The organism is Vibrio phycocola (genome assembly GCF_053850235.1).
Genome location: NZ_JBSQDJ010000001.1, coordinates 444,211 through 461,218, shown reverse-complemented (window position 1 = coordinate 461,218; position 17,008 = coordinate 444,211). Strand labels below are relative to the sequence as shown.

Here is a 17,008-nt window from a genome sequence, read left to right as displayed (position 1 = left end):
CCTACTTCATCGCATGGCCAAGGGATTGAAGATAAGCAACGAGCGCGTCGAGCTCGGTCTTCCCTTCAACCGCGGCTTTAGCACCGACGATATCTTCATCTGTGTAAGGAACACCGAAGTGATCACGAAACAGAGTAAGTTTCTCCGCAGTCAAACTGCCATCCACAGGCGTTGTTTCAAGCCATGGGAATGCAGGCATATTTGACTCTGGCACTAACTCACGAGGGTCAATTAAGTGAACACGGTGCCATTCGTCAGAATAACGTCCGCCCACACGGGCTAAATCTGGACCAGTACGTTTTGAACCCCATAAAAATGGGTGATCCCAAACACTCTCACCAGCAACAGAATAGTGACCATATCGTTCTGTTTCCGCACGGAAAGGACGAATCATTTGGCTGTGACAAACCGTACATCCTTCACGAACATAAATATCACGACCTTCTGTTTCTAATGCATTTAGTGGTCTTAAGTTTGCTAATGGCTCTGTAGTTTGCTTCTGGAAAATTAGCGGAGTAATTTCAACCAAAGCACCAAAGCTGATAGCAATAATGACAAGAATCGCAAGTAAACCGACATTACGTTCGACAATTTCATGGCGATTGTTGGAGTTAGAACTCATTATTTAATCTCCTTATTATGCCGGTTGTGCAATTGATTTAAGACTTGCGTCAGGTGCGGTAACCGTTTTATACGTGTTATATGCCATAAGGAACATACCGGATAAGAAAATCAACCCACCAAGGAATCGTACAGCGTAAAACGGATAAGACGCTTCAACGGATTCAACAAAACTGTACGTCAACGTACCGTCTGAGTTAACCGCTCTCCACATCAAGCCTTGCATAACACCAGAAATCCACATCGCAACGATATACAACACGGTACCAATAGTCGCTAACCAGAAATGCACATTGATCAAACCAACAGAATACATACGTTCTTGATTAAACAGCTTTGGAACCAAATGGTAGATTGAACCGATTGATACCATAGCAACCCAACCTAAAGCACCGGAGTGTACGTGACCGATAGTCCAGTCTGTGTAGTGGGAAAGGGCATTAACCGACTTGATCGCCATCATTGGACCTTCGAATGTTGACATTCCATAGAAAGACAACGATACGATTAGGAAACGTAAAATTGGGTCATAGCGCAATTTATGCCAAGCACCTGATAGCGTCATGATACCGTTGATCATTCCCCCCCAAGATGGAGCAAATAGTACTAACGACATCACCATACCAAGTGACTGAGTCCAATCTGGTAGCGCTGTATAATGAAGGTGGTGAGGACCAGCCCATATATACAAAGAAACTAACGCCCAAAAGTGAACGATAGACAAACGATAGGAATAAACAGGACGTCCTGCTTGCTTAGGCACAAAATAGTACATCATACCCAAGAAACCCGCAGTAAGAAGAAAACCTACCGCATTGTGTCCGTACCACCACTGAACCATCGCATCTACAGCCCCGCCATAAACCGAGTACGATTTATTCCAGGAAAGGGGAATGGCCATGCTATTTACAATATGCAAGACGGCAACAGTGAGGATAAACGCCCCAAAGAACCAGTTCGCAACATAAATGTGTGACGTTTTTCGTTTCACAAGGGTTCCGAAAAAGACGATTGCATACGCAACCCAAACTAGCGCAATGGCAATATCAATAGGCCATTCGAGTTCGGCGTACTCTTTCGATGTTGTATATCCTAATGGTAATGTGATGGCGGCGGATAAAATTATGGCTTGCCAACCCCAAAACGTAAATGGAACTAAAACACCACCAAACAATCGAGTTTGGCAAGTTCTTTGAACCACATAATATGAGGTAGCAAAAAGGGCACTCGTACCAAATGCGAAAATAACGGCATTGGTATGGAGCGGTCTAAGGTGACTATAGGTCAACCACGGCGTATTAAAATTTAGCTGTGGCCAGACTAATTGTGCTGCGATCAAAACGCCAACTGCCATGCCAACAATACCCCATAGAATGGTTACTAAGGTGAATTGTCGAACAACGGTATAGTTGTAATTCTGTTCAAGCTGCATTTCTTGGCTCATTTGCATGCTTCCGATTCAAGTTAACTACACTTTATATTTACTCAGATACGAGCAAAACAACATTAGAACTAACATTACATTCCACACTTATTGTTTTTGGCGAAATTGTAACCAAAGCGTTAATTCAAGCAATGTCATCTGCGCCTAACTATACTGCAGTTAACAATTTTATGACAGAGAAGTAACCTTACTAAGTATCAGGTTTAGCTTGTTTATTTCAAAACTTTGAACTGAGTTACAAGAGATGAACTTTGAATAATTTGATAAAGACTTAAAAAACACTAAGTTGCTAGTGATATTATTGAGTTGGCTGCACTTTTACACTAGTTTGTATCATATGCCCAAAACAAAAAATAAATTCTATATTTATTATCAAACAATGCTTTCAGCCTGTTATTTGGATGTTAAAATTCAATAAATCGACTTAACATATAATCGGTTATACTATTGAAAAATTTATGTTTAATAGATGATTTAGTTTCTATGAACATTTGCTAAATAACGTATATACTGAATACCATCGATAAACGAGTGATGATTATAGCTATATGCGCTTTGTAACGAGTATATCCAGTGCCATTGACCCTAAGAGTGCGCTCAATGAGCTTCGTTTAACTTTACCTAATCCATCGCCAAATAGTATTGTTTTCTATTATACAGATGAATATTGTCCTGAAACCTTGTGGCAATTGATGACCTCACAGTTTCCGCACGCGTCACTTATTGGCTGTAGCTCAAGCAACGGTGTCATGACTGATAAAGGCTATTTCAATCAAAATGCTATTGCTTTAATTGCAATTTACGATGAAGGGATAAGCAGCTATGGCGCAGCATTATCAAAGTTTGATGACTACTCAACCATAGCTGAAGCAACTGAGCACGCTATCCATGAAGCGCTACATAACGCTGATCGCGAGGGTGAAGTACCAAGTCTTGTTGTTCTTCATTCCACTCCTGGAAATGAAGAAGAGATAATTCACACGATCGACACCATATTTGGCACTCGCATTCCTATGATCGGTGGCAGTGCAGCCGATGATAAAATCCAAGGTAAATGGACGATTATGACCCATTCCACGTGGACCAATAAGGGCGTTAGTCTTCAGTTACTTTTTCCTTCTAAGCCTTTAGCAGCCGGAATCAGTGCAGGGTATTCTCCCACAGAATTTGTGGGGAAAATCACCAAAGCAACAGGGCGCACTTTAGAAGAGATTGATCATGAACCCGCTAAAGAAATATATAAAGAGTGGGTGAGTGACCATTCAAACATTCAAATTTCTGACGAATATATATTTGAACATGTGACTCGGTTCCCTATAGGGAGAAAAGCAGGACAATTCGATAATCGACCGTACTATAAATTAACCCATCCAATCCGCATAACTGACAGCGGGGGATTGGAATTATTTGCACAAGTTGATGAGGGAGAAGATGTAACGCTAATGACTTGCTCTCATGAACAGTTGATACACCGAGCTGCACGAGTGATTAATGAAGCCAATGCGAAAAACTATTCATCTTCTAAGAAATTGGGCGCGATCTCTATATTTTGCGCCGGTGCAATGCTAAGACTCAAAGATGACATGACACAAGTTCACTCTCAAATGGTAGAGCAGCTCGAAGGTGCGCCTTTTATTTGCCCCTTTACCTTTGGTGAACAAGGTCGATTTGCCGGAGGCGAAAATGCTCACGGTAACCTAATGATTTCATCAGTAATTTTCTATGACTCGGAATAATTTATGTTGCCAACCGACCAACTTGAACAACTGAACGAAACTCTATTAGAGCTAAAGAGAAGTAAAGAACGCGAAACCAAATTAGCGGAAGAGAACCGCGTTATATTGGCGACGCTTTCCGCTATAAGTCGTGCCGAGAATAAACAGCAAATCTTCGATGAACTTAAAAGAGGGCTGGGTCGGTATATCGATTTTGATGACTTTGTTGTGCTATCGCGAGAAAACATCGAATCGAGTTTTAAAACATACCTTTCTTCAAATGAAATGTTATTTGATAAAATCTGGCCTAACGGTAGAAAATTCCAACGAGTGCTAGGAGGAGAGTGTATTTTACTGTTTGAACCGATGGCACTTGAAGAGTTTGATCGTATTCCAAATCGATTAAGTCCAAAAATACATAATGCTCTCTTAACCGGTATAAAAACTCAAACCAGTGAATCGGTTTTATTGCTTTTGGGTAGTAGAAAAGGGCAATTTGATATCAAAACCAAGAAGATTTTACTTCGCTTTCGCCCTCTTCTTGAACGAGCAATTAGTGATATTGAACACAAGGAAAAACTTGAAAAGCTGGTTGAATTAAAAACGAATGAACTTGTGGAAGCTCAAGAAGTTGCAGCAAAGGCAAACCAAGCCAAATCAAAGTTTCTGGCGATGATGAGCCATGAATTAAGAACTCCTTTAAATGCTGTTTTAGGGATTACTGAATTGCTTCAGACTGAAACAGGCACGTCACAAAAACAATTATTAGAGAGAATGGAAAACTCAGCTGAATTACTTCATGTAATCATCAGTGACATACTCGACTTTAGCAGAATAGAATCTGGTCATTTTAATCTCCGCCGCCATTGGACGAATCTTCACGATAAGCTTACCTATTCATTTGAATACCATCAAAAGCTCGCGCGTGAAAAAGGTTTAAACTTTCGTGTAAATACGGATATAGAGAAAAACCTGGAATACTTTGTTGATCCTGTAAGGATTCTCCAAATCATCTTCAATTTAGTCGGAAACGCCATTAAATTCACCGAGGCTGGCGAAATAACAATTGACATCTATACCTTAGAAAACGCGTTGATCATCTCAGTTTCTGATACCGGCATTGGTATTGTTGAGTCAGAGTTAGCCCATCTATTTACCCCGTTTATCCAAGCAGATAGTTCGATTACCCGTAATTATGGTGGGACAGGGTTGGGTTTAACAATAACAAAAACACTGGTTGATTTAATGGGCGGTAAGATCAAAGTCGATACCGAACCAAACAAAGGAACGACGTTTTCTATCACTTTACCGTTAGTCGTAAAGCTTGCGCCTACAACAAATCAAATTAAACCGACACTCTCATCAGATAATGAACCGTTAAATGTAGATTGCAAACATATATTGTTAGTAGAGGACACAACAACAAATCAAATGATAATCAAGTTAATGCTCAGTCGGATTGGTTACATTGTCACTATTGCAAACAACGGTGTCGAAGCAGTAGATTTAGTTCAAAGGCAGAATGAATTTGATATCGTACTCATGGACATATCGATGCCATGTATGGATGGAATTCAAGCAACAAGGCTAATGCGCCAGAATAATTTCACAAAACCTATCATTGCGTTAACGGCACATACTCTGAACGAAAATAGACAAGCATGTCTCGACGCTGGTATGGATGATATGATCATCAAGCCAATCAAGAGCACTTCCATTCAGAAAATACTGAGCAAATATATTTAGCAACTCGCGATAAGTGTCAATTTTTGTATAGCAACAAACTCTGAATGTAAGTTTGTGTATAGGCCTACCTCGAACTGTGGAATAAACACAATGAAAGCGTAATACTAAGTGCTCGTTTAAGATAGGGTACATTCCATGACAAATAAACATTCGATTAATGCACTTTTAATATGCAGCGTTTTCATTGCCAATACGGTTAATGCAGAACAGCTTACTGCGACCATTGTTGGTTCTGGTTCACCTATCTTTAATGAAAATCGCTCCAGCGCTAGTGTGCTCATTTCAAATGGAAACACTAATATCCTGGTGGATATGGGAAATGGTACTCAAGCTAATTTAAACACCCTCGGTCTTAAAGCTAGAGATTTGGATAGTCTAGTCTTTACCCATCACCACTTAGATCACAATGAAGAATTCGCTCCTATCTTAATCGGTTCTTTACTCGGCAAAGAAGACCTCAGTATCGTTGGCCCACCAAACACCAAGAAATTTACCGAAACATACCTAGATTTATATGAGGAAGATATCTCGTATCGCTTAGGAAAAACACAAAGAACATTAGAAACTCGTAAAAAAGCCTTCACGGTCAAAGATATTGAGGGTGGGGAATCATTTAAAATCGATGACATCAATGTATCGACTATCGAAGTACCTCACACCATTCATACGATTGCGTATCGGTTTGATTACGAAGGTCAATCTATAATCATTACCGGAGATCTCACCTATTCTGATTCGTTACCAACCCTTGCAAAAAATGCCGACTATATGATCATCGACTCGGGTGGAATGATCATGTCGCAAAATGGACTGAATAACCGCAAGAAGAAAAAATCAGGGAATAACAATAGCGTAAAAAATTCAGACAGAAAGACAAAAAAGAATGGTAAACACAAAGCGCACTTAGATTTAGATGATTCCAGCACACTTGCTGCACAGTCCGAAGTAAAAAACCTAGTCTATACACACTTTCTCCCAGGTAATATTGACAAAGATGCCAGCCTCAAAGAGATTCAAAAAAACTACAAAGGCAATGTGATATTTGGTGAAGATTTAATGCTGCTTAGCACTGTTATAAATAGCAGCAATTCAGCCACGACAGAACAAATCAACCAATACTCTATCGTCGACACTGGTCAAGTTATCGCATATAGCAATGACTCGGAAATAGCTACTCCAACAACAAGTGACGATTTCTATGGTCAAGATGCCAACTACACCATCAATCAACCGTCATATACCAATAATCAAGATGGCACAATAATCGATAACGTGACAGGGTTAATGTGGCAGCAAGGTTTGACTGAAAAGTTAACGTATGACGAAGCGATAGAAAAAGTAAAAACCTTCAACCTTGCCGGGTATACAGATTGGCGCATCGCGAACATCAAAGAACTCTATTCATTAATTCAATTCTCTGGTTCCGTAAAAGGCGAAAGAGCACTCACACCTTTTATTGATACCAACTATTTTACTCAACCGTTAGGAAATGAAGCGGCAGGTGAACGTGAGATTGATGCTCAAGTGTGGACAAGTACTGAATATGTCGGCAAGACAATGAGGAATGATGACACTATATTTGGCGTTAACTTTGTCGATGGTCGAATAAAGGGTTACCCAAAATACAACCCTAGAACTCAAGATGCCAACAAAATGTACTTCCGATTTGTTAGAGATAATGAAACCTACGGTCAGAACAACTTTTCTGATATCGGCGATGGAAGTATTGCAGATACGGCAACGGGATTGATGTGGCAACAAACAGATAACTCTAAAGGATTACGCTGGGAAGAAGCACTACAATATTGTGAAAATCTCAACCTAAGTGGCAATAGTGATTGGCGATTACCCAACGCAAAAGAGCTCCAGAGTATTGTCGATTATTCACGTTCACCAGAAACGTCAAGTTCAGCAGCAATTAATCCAATCTTTCAAATCTCATCAATAACGAACGAAGGCGGAGAAAAAGATTACCCGTATTTTTGGACTTCAACGACACACCTTGATGGGCCAAATCCTGAAGGCTCGGCTGTTTACGTTAGTTTTGGTAAGGCACTCGGTAAAATGCGCGAAACAATAATGGACGTGCATGGCGCTGGATCACAACGTAGCGACCCGAAAATAGGCGAGGCAATGTCTAGAGGTCCGCAAGGCGATATGATCAGAGTCGAAAACTACGTTCGCTGTGTTTCTGGCGGAGTGCTAGATTCAAATCCGGCTCAGAAAAACACATTCACATATAAGAATTCTGACAGTCATTCACTTAAAACAAATACTAATCAAGCTACTGTAGGTGAAAAAACAAAACGCGCTGAGCGAAAAAGTAATCAAAAAACAGTAAACCGATTCGTACAACGTTTAGACAAAAATGGAGATGGCAAAGTCTCAAGCACCGAGTTTAAAGGAAAAGAAGCTCAATTTAATCATTTAGATAAAAACGGCGATGGTTATATTAGCCTCGAAGAAGCCCCAACAGGACCACCAAATAAAAAGAAACAGTAACTTCTAATACAAGATCCAATATAAGCCCACGTAATAGTTGGCTTATTCATAAGCTCAAGGTAAAACGGTAATAATCAAACGATACAAGAATATAAACCGAGTAAGGAGGAAGTAGTGATTAAATGAGTTTAATAGATATTACATTTAACATAATATACATAATGCGCATATTAATTCTAAATTTACAAACTGTTGTATTTATCAGTAAATACCCCATTAGCCACACAAAATTTTTATAGTATTAATTAACAAATTTATTAGTCAATTTTTGTTTCTTGGCTATATTCAATATGTACATACTACTTTAGTAGTATTAAAAGGAATAATACGACTAAATAAAAAATGGTGATATTAAAATATGACAAACATTGGTTTAAAGAAAATATTGCTTGTTTCAGTAACACTTCTCGTAGTCGGCTCAGTGACGGTAATGAGTCTTTTTAGCTACAAGGAAATGAAAAATTTTGCTCATCACACCATTACTGAAAACAGTACAACTTACGTTAAGGATAAGGCCGCAGTAATCGAAGCTATTTTTAAAGAAAAATCGCAAGGTTTAGACACCTTTGCTGCTCTATATGACAACAGAGCGTTTCCATCTTCTCATGAAGACAGAGTCACGATGACTCACATCCTTGCAACCACACTCAATACAGGCAGTGGTTGGATAGGACTGGAGAACGGCGATGGATACTGGAATGTGGAAACTGACTTCTGGCCAAACAATAAATTCCATAAGCCAATCACTGGTGAAAGCTACTATATATACGGACGAGAATCTTTAACCACTAGAATCACTGATCCATACCCAAGTGATGATGGTTCATCATTTTGGGTTAGCTTTGTCCGACGAACCCAAGACGGAGCGACTGGCGTTGACATGGATTTAGACTTCCTGAATCATATGGTTACAAACTCAAATGAAATTAAAGGCGCTATAGCATTAATTTTGAAGGAAGACACCACTGTACTTGCCTCTTCATCTCCAAACGTAAAAACTGGAGAAAAAGCGAATCAGCTTGATTGGTTTAAACGTGCAGCTAACCAAGCAGTTAGTAGCCCTCAAGCCCACGCTAGTTATGTTTTGAATGGTGAAAACAAACTCATGTTTTCACATCAAATAAAAATTGCGGATAAAAATTGGTACTTCCTCGTCGGTTTCAACGAAAGCCAAGCCTTTTCTATGCTTCAGGAAATAAGAACCAATTCAATTATTGCCACCATTGCTGTTTCGCTGCTAGCCATTATCATTGTCTTTATTGCTGTCCACTATGTTTACCAACCTATCATCCGCTTAAAAGACGTAATTGTGGAACTCGCATCGGGAGATGCTGACTTATCAAAACGTATCGATATATCATCAAATGATGAACTCGGTGAAATGGCGACAAATTTGAATAAGTTCACCGGAAAGCTTCAAGGAATGATGCTCGATATACAAGGTGCAACGATTGAACTTCAAGCAAATATCGACACAGTTAATCAACAGTCAAGAGATAATAGCGCTATACTCTCGAATCAAGTATCAGAGACTAAGCAAGTCGTTTCTGCAATCGAAGAAATGAATTCTACCGCTTCTGCAATGGCAACGGATGCTGCCAATACAGCCAACCTGACTGAGCAAGCCAAGAAAATAGGAATTCAATCTCAGGCCGTAATAGGAAAGTCACAAAATGGTATCAAATTACTCTTAGAGAATGTCAATAGTTCGACTAGCGATACTAAGCGTATGAGTGATGAAACGACCAACATTAGTAATGTACTTGAGGTCATTGGAGCAATAGCTGAACAAACGAATTTATTGGCACTAAATGCGGCTATCGAAGCAGCGCGAGCAGGAGAACAAGGTCGCGGCTTTGCAGTCGTAGCCGACGAAGTTCGAAACCTAGCCAGTCGCTCAAAAGAGAGTACAGAAGAAATAGAAGTGGCATTACAGAGACTACTAACTGGTACTCAATTAGCCGTCGATTCTATGGCATTGAACAAAACTAAGTGTGAGGAAGCGGCAACCGATTCGCAAGACATCGTTCATAATTTGGAATCAATGAATCACTATGTTGAAGATATAGACAATTTAAGTGTTCAAATTGCTACGGCGGCTGAGGAGCAAAGTTATGTTACTCAGGACCTCAGTAAAAATATGACCGCAATAAACGATATGGTTAACCAACTCGACTTAAATGGGAAAGCTGCTTTATCTGAAGCAGAACATATAGCAACAGTGAACTCTCGATTATCTAAAATAGTGAACAGCTTCAAACTATAAGCTCAGCTATTCGATATCAATCGATTTCAACCAAAGGTAAGAAATATGGCGTCAAAATATACGTTTTGGCGCCTTTTTTATATCTTCAGCTACTATGTTTCGTGGAGTCTTTAGATTGTAGGCTCTAGAAACCATCTTCTTAGCCGTAGCGCAAAATACGATTAAAGACCTTGGACGTACTGAGCATTAGTACGAACCTTAACCATTTGCTCTAAGTTCTGCTGTGAACCTTCAACGCCATTAATCAAACCTTGGAAATGTTTGATTAACTCAACCTTATCTTGTACTTCCTTCGACCCAGCACCGATGTTGGTTAGGTCAATAAAGAACTCGTCGAATAAATCAGAGAAATCCGTTACCGCGTCATGGTTTAGGAACTGTTCGTGATTATAAATGCTAGGATAGCCACCCTTTTGCTTATCAACTGCAAAAGAAATCCCCTTCACGTTTGTAATTGTGGTCGCTTTCTCACATTTCAACATACAACCAGCTTCGATGCTTGGTTTATTACAGCCAACGGTTCTTTGGAAAAAGCACTGACGGCTGGTCATCATCAAAATTGGGTGGTAAATGCTGTAGAACAATTTGAAGTTTTCTGGGCGGTTGATATGACGAATTTGACCTTTGTTGATCTCGTTCGAAATGAACGCACCAGCACAGTTAAGCTCTTCTTTAAGCGTAACAAGTGCATGTGAGTTGGTCGTATTCATAAACGGACCTGCTACCCACTCAATACCCATTTCGTATGCCTTGTAAGCAATCCCAGTGTTGTTGGTCACAATGCGAGCAGGTTTAACCTCTTCTAGAACCCGAACCGCCTCATCGTAATCTTTCCCGATCAATACCGCCGGAAACCAAGGAATCAAGCGCGGATTTTCCGCCAAGATGTCGATGTACTTATTACTACGCTTCTTAAAGCTTTCTGGTAACTTGAAGTAAACGTCGGCGTCCGTGACATCACACAGGTGTAGATCTTCAACGTCTGCAATCAGCATAGATAATGTTGGTGTATCATTCACTTTAGGGTACTTCGGCAATGCAGGTACTTCGACGTGCTTAATGACTTCTACAGAGCCGTTAAGAATGAAGTCAATTTCACCTTTTAGAACAGACACTTCTTTTAGAGGAAGAATCAGACCAGCATCTAGATCGTCGAAGTTGCAATTTTCTAGCGTATGCACAGCGCTCTTAAGTGACTTGAAACGTTTTTCTAGCAACTCTTGAGTAATCGATGTTTCAGCCGCTGCTTCTAACAGAGACTTAGACTGAACCTCAAAGTTTTCTTTGTCTGATGTGACCGTCACTGTCAAGGCTTGGCCTAATTTCGCCTTGAACGAAAGTGATACCCCAATTTTACGGATATCTAGGTACGCAATCTTCTCACGCATTTCACTACCCAGCGCGTTTTTAGCTTCGTAAAGATCGCTGGTCACTTCTTGAATTTGTACCACTGAGATTTCATTGTTCTCTTTCTTCGCTTCATCAACGGCATAATTCAAACTGTTGTCGCGAGGATTATCAATAAACATGTCTTTCGTCAGGTTGCCCTTTAGGAAAGAGTTAGTGAAATCACGGTTGAATACTTTGTGCAGGTTCGAATCATCTTCAATAAGCAAACCACGTTCCACATAGCTATCAATCTGTTTGCGCCACGTATCTATCACGGTGTAAACGTAGTGTGCGCCTTTAATTCGACCTTCAACTTTTAACGAGTCAACTTGAGCGTCAACCAGTTCAGGTAAGTCGTAATATGCGGAGTTATCTTTCAGATTCAGTGGAAACTTGTTGCCTGCTTCGGTGATCTCGTATTCGTCGCGACACGCTTGGCTACAACGACCACGGTTTCCGGAGTTACCGACACTTACAGAACTTGAATAACATTGACCTGAGAATGCGATGCACAAAGCGCCATGCACAAACACTTCAGTCAGTACGTCGTGATCGTGTGCTACTTTCGTTAGCATTTTGATTTCAGGTAGGTTTAATTCACGAGATAAGTTTACGCGTGTTGCCCCAATCTTAGATAAGAACTTAATCTGACCTTCGTTGTGCGTGGTCAACTGCGTAGACGCGTGAATATCGAGCGATGGGAAATGCTTCTTAACCAAATCGAACAAACCAAGATCTTGCACAATAATGCCGTCTAGCTTGGTGTTCACCAGTTGGTTAAGCAGTTTGGTGATGCTTTTAATTTCGTGCTCCAGTAGCACAACGTTAAGAGTCAGAAACACTTCACAACCATATTCATGAGCGAGTCGAATAACGCCATTCAATTCATCTAACGACAAGTTAGAGGCTCTGTTACGAGCATTGAAGGTGTCTAAACCACAATAAACTGCATTAGCGCCTGCTACGATAGCTGCTTTAATTGCTTCAACATCGCCACCTGGGGCTAATAATTCAATCTTTCTGCTCATTTTTGAAGTCGCTCACTTACTTATAATTTTTAAGCCGCGTATTCTACCTACATCACGATATCTTTACCACCTAACAACACTTTTATAACTAAATGATCTCTCTCATGCCAAACAAATACGATTTACCTATCCTTTATTCTTTAAGGCGCTGCCCTTACGCGATGCGTGGAAGAATGGGGATCGCCCTAGCTAAGAAAACAGTGTTACTTAGAGAAATTGTCACTAAAGACAAACCTAGTGAGTTATTGGACAGCTCGCCTAAAGGAACGGTTCCGGTTCTTGTTCTTCCGAAAGGCGGCATTATTGAACAAAGCTTAGATATCATGATTTGGGCGCTTCAACAGAACGATCCTCAAAATCTTCTGCGGTCAGATGATCCCGTCTTAAGCGAGTTGATCCATCAGCTAATTAACACTCACGACAACGAGTTTATTGGCCACTTAGAGAAATACCGTGCTTCAGTGCGTTACCGAAATGATGATAGTGAACGACGCAGACACAATTGCGAAAAATTCATATCTGAGCTCGAACACAAACTCACCCTTCACACCTACCTGTTTGGCGACACACCGAGCCTAGCCGACTTTGCCGTTATGCCTTTCGTAAGTCAGTTTGTACGAGTCGAGAAGAAATGGTTTGTTCAATCGGAATATCAAAACGTAGGACGCTGGTTAAGAGCGCACTTAGACAGCCAACTTTACGGGCAAGTCATGAAACAATACCCTTTGTGGAACGACGGTAAACAAGAATGTCTTTTTGGGTAACACCATCTAATTAAATTGAGAACAAGTAAAAATTGGCGGTAAATAAACAACCTAATCTTTGCGTTTGTTGGAGTTGTTTGGACCGGTTGGATTTGAATATGGATAGATATTGCGAATTCGTTGCTGGATATTATCAGGGATTTGGTTACTGAAGATTAAACGATGTGAACCTTTATGCTTTACGACTTTAATAGACCCTGTCACGTTTGACCGAACCGAGATATCTTTTACATCGTTGAGAAAACCCGCAGGAATATTGCCAGACTGTTTTTCTAATTTGCCTTGTTTGAAATCAAGCTTGAACAACGAGCGATTAAACATAAAAAACGCTACAACAAGCAGTATTCCAATGACGATTATAATTATCATCTTTTCTTACTCGGATAAGAGCTTACTTAAATCTTGTTTAAGTGTACTGACTTTACGATTTACTTTTTCCGTACGTGAAGCCTCTGAAACCAGATATTCAATCGTATCGGATAAAGTACAACCCAAATCATTCGCTTTAAGAGATAATTTTTCCCATACACGATAATCAAGATCAATCGATTTTTTACGAGTATGAATCTGTTCCGCATTATAATGGCGTTTACGTTTAGCGCGAATTGCCTGCTTCAGCTTATTGTCAATCTCGGCAGACATATGCTTCTCGATCCACTCCAGAACCAATGTAGGCTCACTTTCGATATTCGCAAGCTCTGTGAGTGCAGCCTCAATTTCGCTCTTATCTACATACCGCGTAACTTGCTCACCAGCTTTCCAACGGTTTGTTAGATATTGCCATTTCCAGCCACATTCTAAATTTTCTAACTGTTGATATTTCATTATATTTCATTCGTCTAAGCAATTATCAGGGTGACAGCGTAACCCAGAGAATGATGAAGTTCAAACAATTGATTTAAAAATTCGACAATGATCATTGAAATCAAACAGAACTATATACCTTGTCACTTTTTCTATATACTCAATCTCCTTAATTTCTCAACTAATGTGTTCAATGAATCAAGATATTTGGCGTCACGTTTCTCCGCTGTTTTCGCAGTACGCTCAACAGATCGAGCAATACCCCACCCTTGAACCTTCTGATTTTTTCGCCTGTCAGCCAAGGTTGATTGCGGCGCTAGAACGTCTGTGCAATGCCCAAGGCTTATCTCGTTCACTTATTATTAATGCGCCTGATAACGCGATTTATCGTGAATTGATCATTAAACAACTCGAAACACTCAGTAACAGCCCCGTCGTTTCGAGTGAAAATCTCGCATCAACAGAACCCTTTACTCAAATACAAGTGGTAAATGGAGAGATTATCAAAGAGTTTCCAGGGCTTCTCGATAAAGCAAACGGTGGCTATTTAGTGATATCGCCTAGCTGGCTGCTGGCAAACCCGAAAATGTGGCCGTTACTTAAAGCAGCATTATTAGCACAGCCGATTCAAGCTATAAATTGTGATGGCAAATCACCCGCGCTCAACAACGTAGCCAAGTCCTACGATGTAAAATTAGTGATAGTCGGTGATCGAGAACAGTTAGCGAACCTTGAATATCTAGATAATGACTTTACATCTGGATTCAGTCTATTCAGCGAACTCGAACTTGAGCTTAAACTAGAAGAACATTCAGTGTTCGATTATTTACGCTACCTAAAATGGTTCTGCCAACAATACAAATTTCCGGAGCTGACCTCTACTGGCATCAATACTTTAATGTCATATGGTGTTCGGAATACTGAAGATCAACAATATGTTCCTTTATGTTTATTTTGGCTGCACCAAACACTAGAGGAAGCTGCTGCGCTAAGTAATGGGAGCACTCTTGATCACCACGCAATACAAACGTCGATAGACAATAAATACTATCGAGAGAGTTACCTTCCAGAACGTGCGTCAACCGACATACTCGATGGCCAAGTTGTTATTGAAACCAGTGGTAAACAAGTTGGTCAAGTCAATGGATTAACGGTTATCGATATTGCAGGACATCCCATTTCCTATGGTGAGCCCGCACGAATTTCCTGTGTGATCCATTTTGGTGATGGCGATATCACGGATGTGGAACGAAAAGCAGAATTAGGCGGCAATTTACACGCAAAAGGTATGATGATTATGCAGGCTTTTGTTAGTAGTGCTCTTGATCTAAACGAACCACTGCCCTACGCTGCTTCTATTGTTTTCGAGCAATCTTACAGTGAAGTGGATGGCGACAGCGCTTCGCTTGCGGAAGTCACGTCACTGGTTAGTGCGCTTTCAGGAATAGAAGTAAAGCAGGAAATAGCAGTCACTGGCGCTGTTGACCAATCAGGCCGAGTCCAAGCTGTTGGTGGATTGAACGAAAAAATTGAAGGCTTTTATAAAGTATGTTTGCATCAAGGTTTGACTGGACAACAAGGTGTGGTGTTACCAAAAAGTAACTTACGTAATCTCGCTCTTCACCATTCAGTTGTCGAAAGCATCAAATCTGGAATGTTTCACATATACCCTGTAGAAACCGTGGATGAAGCGATTCCATTACTTATGGAACAACCGTTTAGAGGTGAAAACAGCGTTATTGATAAAATAGCAGAGCGAATTGATGAAATTGAGCGCAATCATGCACCTCTCACAATGTGGCAAAAACTGAAATCTATCTTTTTTTCTTACTGATCGGAGTTGTTTAGCGTACACGTGTTCACTAACATGCACGCTAACAGAATGGAGTAATAATAAATGCAAAATAAAAGAGAATCCTACAATCGTGATGACCTATTAGCGTCTAGTCGCGGAGAATTATTTGGTCCTGGTTACCCACAACTCCCTGCTCCAAATATGTTAATGATGGACCGCATCACTAAAATGTCGGATTCAGAAGGCGAATTTGGTAAAGGTGTCATTCTAGCAGAGCTTGATATCACTCCAGACTTATGGTTTTTTGACTGTCATTTCCCTGGTGACCCTGTCATGCCGGGATGTCTTGGACTTGATGCTATGTGGCAGCTCGTCGGCTTTTTCTTAGGCTGGAATGGCGGTAAAGGTAAAGGCCGTGCTCTCGGTGTTGGCGAAGTTAAGTTCACGGGTCAAATATTACCTACCGCGAAAAAAGTCACCTACGAAATCCATATTAAGCGCTTAGTTAACCGTCGCTTAGTTATGGGACTTGCTGATGGGCGTGTACTCGTTGATGGCAAAGAAATATATGTAGCAAAAGATCTTAAAGTTGGTCTCTTCCAAGACACTTCTTCGTTCTAAGCAAGAATTTAAAATTAGCGACTCACTAGAGTCGTTAATTTTTCATCAAAATAATTAGTTATAGTGCGTTAGAGCATAATAATAAAGCCCCAATTTATGGGGCTTTGCGTATGTGGATAGAGAGTTATTTGTAGACACCGGAGGTACGATCCTCACGCGCTTCACGCCAGCCTCCCATCCAATAGGATCTTGGTTCCATTTGTTGATAGGGACAATCATCGGATGAACGTCCATTCAAACCAGCTTTGTATCCCTGAGACTGAGCTCGTTCAAGGCGATCACGCTTCTGTCTCTTCATAATTAAGTCCTCATA

At 40.5% G+C, this 17,008-nt stretch carries 13 protein-coding genes; 7 read left to right on the top strand and 6 right to left on the bottom strand.

What is annotated here, in order from left to right; genetic code table 11:
• Nucleotide 1: 1 nt before the first annotated feature.
• Together ccoO and ccoN are read right to left on the bottom strand one after the other, a co-directional pair.
• Nucleotides 2-622, bottom strand: coding sequence for a cytochrome-c oxidase, cbb3-type subunit II (gene ccoO / locus ACWU4D_RS02060; RefSeq protein WP_456049711.1), 621 nt, complete (start codon nucleotides 620-622; stop codon nucleotides 2-4).
• 15 nt (nucleotides 623-637) lie between these two features.
• The gene (ccoN, locus tag ACWU4D_RS02055; RefSeq protein WP_456049710.1) at nucleotides 638-2,065 is read right to left on the bottom strand and encodes a cytochrome-c oxidase, cbb3-type subunit I; all 1,428 of its coding nucleotides are present in this window, start codon (nucleotides 2,063-2,065) and stop codon (nucleotides 638-640) included.
• 548 nt (nucleotides 2,066-2,613) lie between these two features.
• On the opposite strand from ccoN, the gene ACWU4D_RS02050 reads away from it, so the two are divergent.
• The 4 genes from ACWU4D_RS02050 (at nucleotide 2,614) to ACWU4D_RS02035 (ending at nucleotide 10,294) form a co-directional block, all read left to right on the top strand.
• Nucleotides 2,614-3,801 carry an FIST signal transduction protein gene (locus ACWU4D_RS02050; protein ID WP_456049709.1) on the top strand — a complete coding sequence of 396 codons (1,188 nt, stop codon included), beginning with the start codon at nucleotides 2,614-2,616 and terminating at the stop codon, nucleotides 3,799-3,801.
• Nucleotides 3,802-3,807: 6 nt separating this feature from the next.
• The gene (locus ACWU4D_RS02045) at nucleotides 3,808-5,526 is read left to right on the top strand and encodes an ATP-binding protein (protein WP_456049972.1); all 1,719 of its coding nucleotides are present in this window, start codon (nucleotides 3,808-3,810) and stop codon (nucleotides 5,524-5,526) included.
• Nucleotides 5,527-5,661: 135 nt separating this feature from the next.
• Entirely contained in the window at nucleotides 5,662-8,028 is a 2,367-nt protein-coding gene (locus ACWU4D_RS02040) for an Lcl domain-containing protein (protein ID WP_456049708.1), read from the top strand.
• Between the two features lie 358 nt (nucleotides 8,029-8,386).
• Nucleotides 8,387-10,294: a methyl-accepting chemotaxis protein gene (locus ACWU4D_RS02035; RefSeq protein ID WP_456049707.1), complete on the top strand. Its 1,908-nt coding sequence runs from the start codon at nucleotides 8,387-8,389 to the stop codon at nucleotides 10,292-10,294.
• Between the two features lie 161 nt (nucleotides 10,295-10,455).
• On the opposite strand, the gene ACWU4D_RS02030 is transcribed toward ACWU4D_RS02035, so the two are convergent.
• Entirely contained in the window at nucleotides 10,456-12,711 is a 2,256-nt protein-coding gene (locus tag ACWU4D_RS02030; protein ID WP_456049706.1) for a peptidase U32 family protein, read from the bottom strand.
• Nucleotides 12,712-12,815: 104 nt separating this feature from the next.
• On the opposite strand from ACWU4D_RS02030, the gene ACWU4D_RS02025 reads away from it, so the two are divergent.
• A complete protein-coding gene (locus tag ACWU4D_RS02025; RefSeq protein ID WP_456049705.1) occupies nucleotides 12,816-13,475 on the top strand; it encodes a glutathione S-transferase in 660 nt (219 codons plus the stop codon).
• 51 nt (nucleotides 13,476-13,526) lie between these two features.
• Here the strand turns inward: ACWU4D_RS02025 and ACWU4D_RS02020 are convergent, their stop codons facing one another.
• Both ACWU4D_RS02020 and matP read right to left on the bottom strand, forming a co-directional pair.
• Complete coding sequence (locus ACWU4D_RS02020) at nucleotides 13,527-13,844, bottom strand: DUF3634 family protein (RefSeq protein ID WP_456049704.1); 318 nt, start codon at nucleotides 13,842-13,844, stop codon at nucleotides 13,527-13,529.
• A gap of 6 nt (nucleotides 13,845-13,850) precedes the next feature.
• On the bottom strand, nucleotides 13,851-14,300 hold the full coding sequence (matP, locus tag ACWU4D_RS02015) for a macrodomain Ter protein MatP (RefSeq protein WP_456049703.1): 450 nt from the start codon (nucleotides 14,298-14,300) through the stop codon (nucleotides 13,851-13,853).
• A 172-nt stretch (nucleotides 14,301-14,472) separates the two neighbouring features.
• Here matP and ACWU4D_RS02010 point away from each other — a divergent pair, with 172 nt between their 5' ends.
• Together ACWU4D_RS02010 and fabA are read left to right on the top strand one after the other, a co-directional pair.
• Nucleotides 14,473-16,113 carry a S16 family serine protease gene (locus ACWU4D_RS02010; RefSeq protein ID WP_456049702.1) on the top strand — a complete coding sequence of 547 codons (1,641 nt, stop codon included), beginning with the start codon at nucleotides 14,473-14,475 and terminating at the stop codon, nucleotides 16,111-16,113.
• A gap of 63 nt (nucleotides 16,114-16,176) precedes the next feature.
• Entirely contained in the window at nucleotides 16,177-16,695 is a 519-nt protein-coding gene (fabA, locus tag ACWU4D_RS02005; RefSeq protein WP_456049701.1) for a bifunctional 3-hydroxydecanoyl-ACP dehydratase/trans-2-decenoyl-ACP isomerase, read from the top strand.
• Between the two features lie 124 nt (nucleotides 16,696-16,819).
• Here the strand turns inward: fabA and rmf are convergent, their stop codons facing one another.
• The gene (gene rmf, locus ACWU4D_RS02000; protein WP_456049700.1) at nucleotides 16,820-16,993 is read right to left on the bottom strand and encodes a ribosome modulation factor; all 174 of its coding nucleotides are present in this window, start codon (nucleotides 16,991-16,993) and stop codon (nucleotides 16,820-16,822) included.
• Nucleotides 16,994-17,008: the final 15 nt, after the last annotated feature.

Excerpts from the sequence above, each read along its gene's own strand:
- fabA (WP_456049701.1), top strand. The coding sequence starts at position 16,177 with ATGCAAAATAAAAGAGAATCCTACAATCGTGATGACCTATTAGCGTCT.
- ccoN (WP_456049710.1), bottom strand. The coding sequence starts at position 2,065 with ATGAGCCAAGAAATGCAGCTTGAACAGAATTACAACTATACCGTTGTT.
- ACWU4D_RS02010 (WP_456049702.1), top strand. The coding sequence starts at position 14,473 with ATGAATCAAGATATTTGGCGTCACGTTTCTCCGCTGTTTTCGCAGTAC.
- rmf (WP_456049700.1), bottom strand. The coding sequence starts at position 16,993 with ATGAAGAGACAGAAGCGTGATCGCCTTGAACGAGCTCAGTCTCAGGGA.
- ACWU4D_RS02040 (WP_456049708.1), top strand. The coding sequence starts at position 5,662 with ATGACAAATAAACATTCGATTAATGCACTTTTAATATGCAGCGTTTTC.
- matP (WP_456049703.1), bottom strand. The coding sequence starts at position 14,300 with ATGAAATATCAACAGTTAGAAAATTTAGAATGTGGCTGGAAATGGCAA.
- ACWU4D_RS02025 (WP_456049705.1), top strand. The coding sequence starts at position 12,816 with ATGCCAAACAAATACGATTTACCTATCCTTTATTCTTTAAGGCGCTGC.
- ACWU4D_RS02050 (WP_456049709.1), top strand. The coding sequence starts at position 2,614 with ATGCGCTTTGTAACGAGTATATCCAGTGCCATTGACCCTAAGAGTGCG.
- ccoO (WP_456049711.1), bottom strand. The coding sequence starts at position 622 with ATGAGTTCTAACTCCAACAATCGCCATGAAATTGTCGAACGTAATGTC.
- ACWU4D_RS02030 (WP_456049706.1), bottom strand. The coding sequence starts at position 12,711 with ATGAGCAGAAAGATTGAATTATTAGCCCCAGGTGGCGATGTTGAAGCA.
- ACWU4D_RS02035 (WP_456049707.1), top strand. The coding sequence starts at position 8,387 with ATGACAAACATTGGTTTAAAGAAAATATTGCTTGTTTCAGTAACACTT.
- ACWU4D_RS02020 (WP_456049704.1), bottom strand. The coding sequence starts at position 13,844 with ATGATAATTATAATCGTCATTGGAATACTGCTTGTTGTAGCGTTTTTT.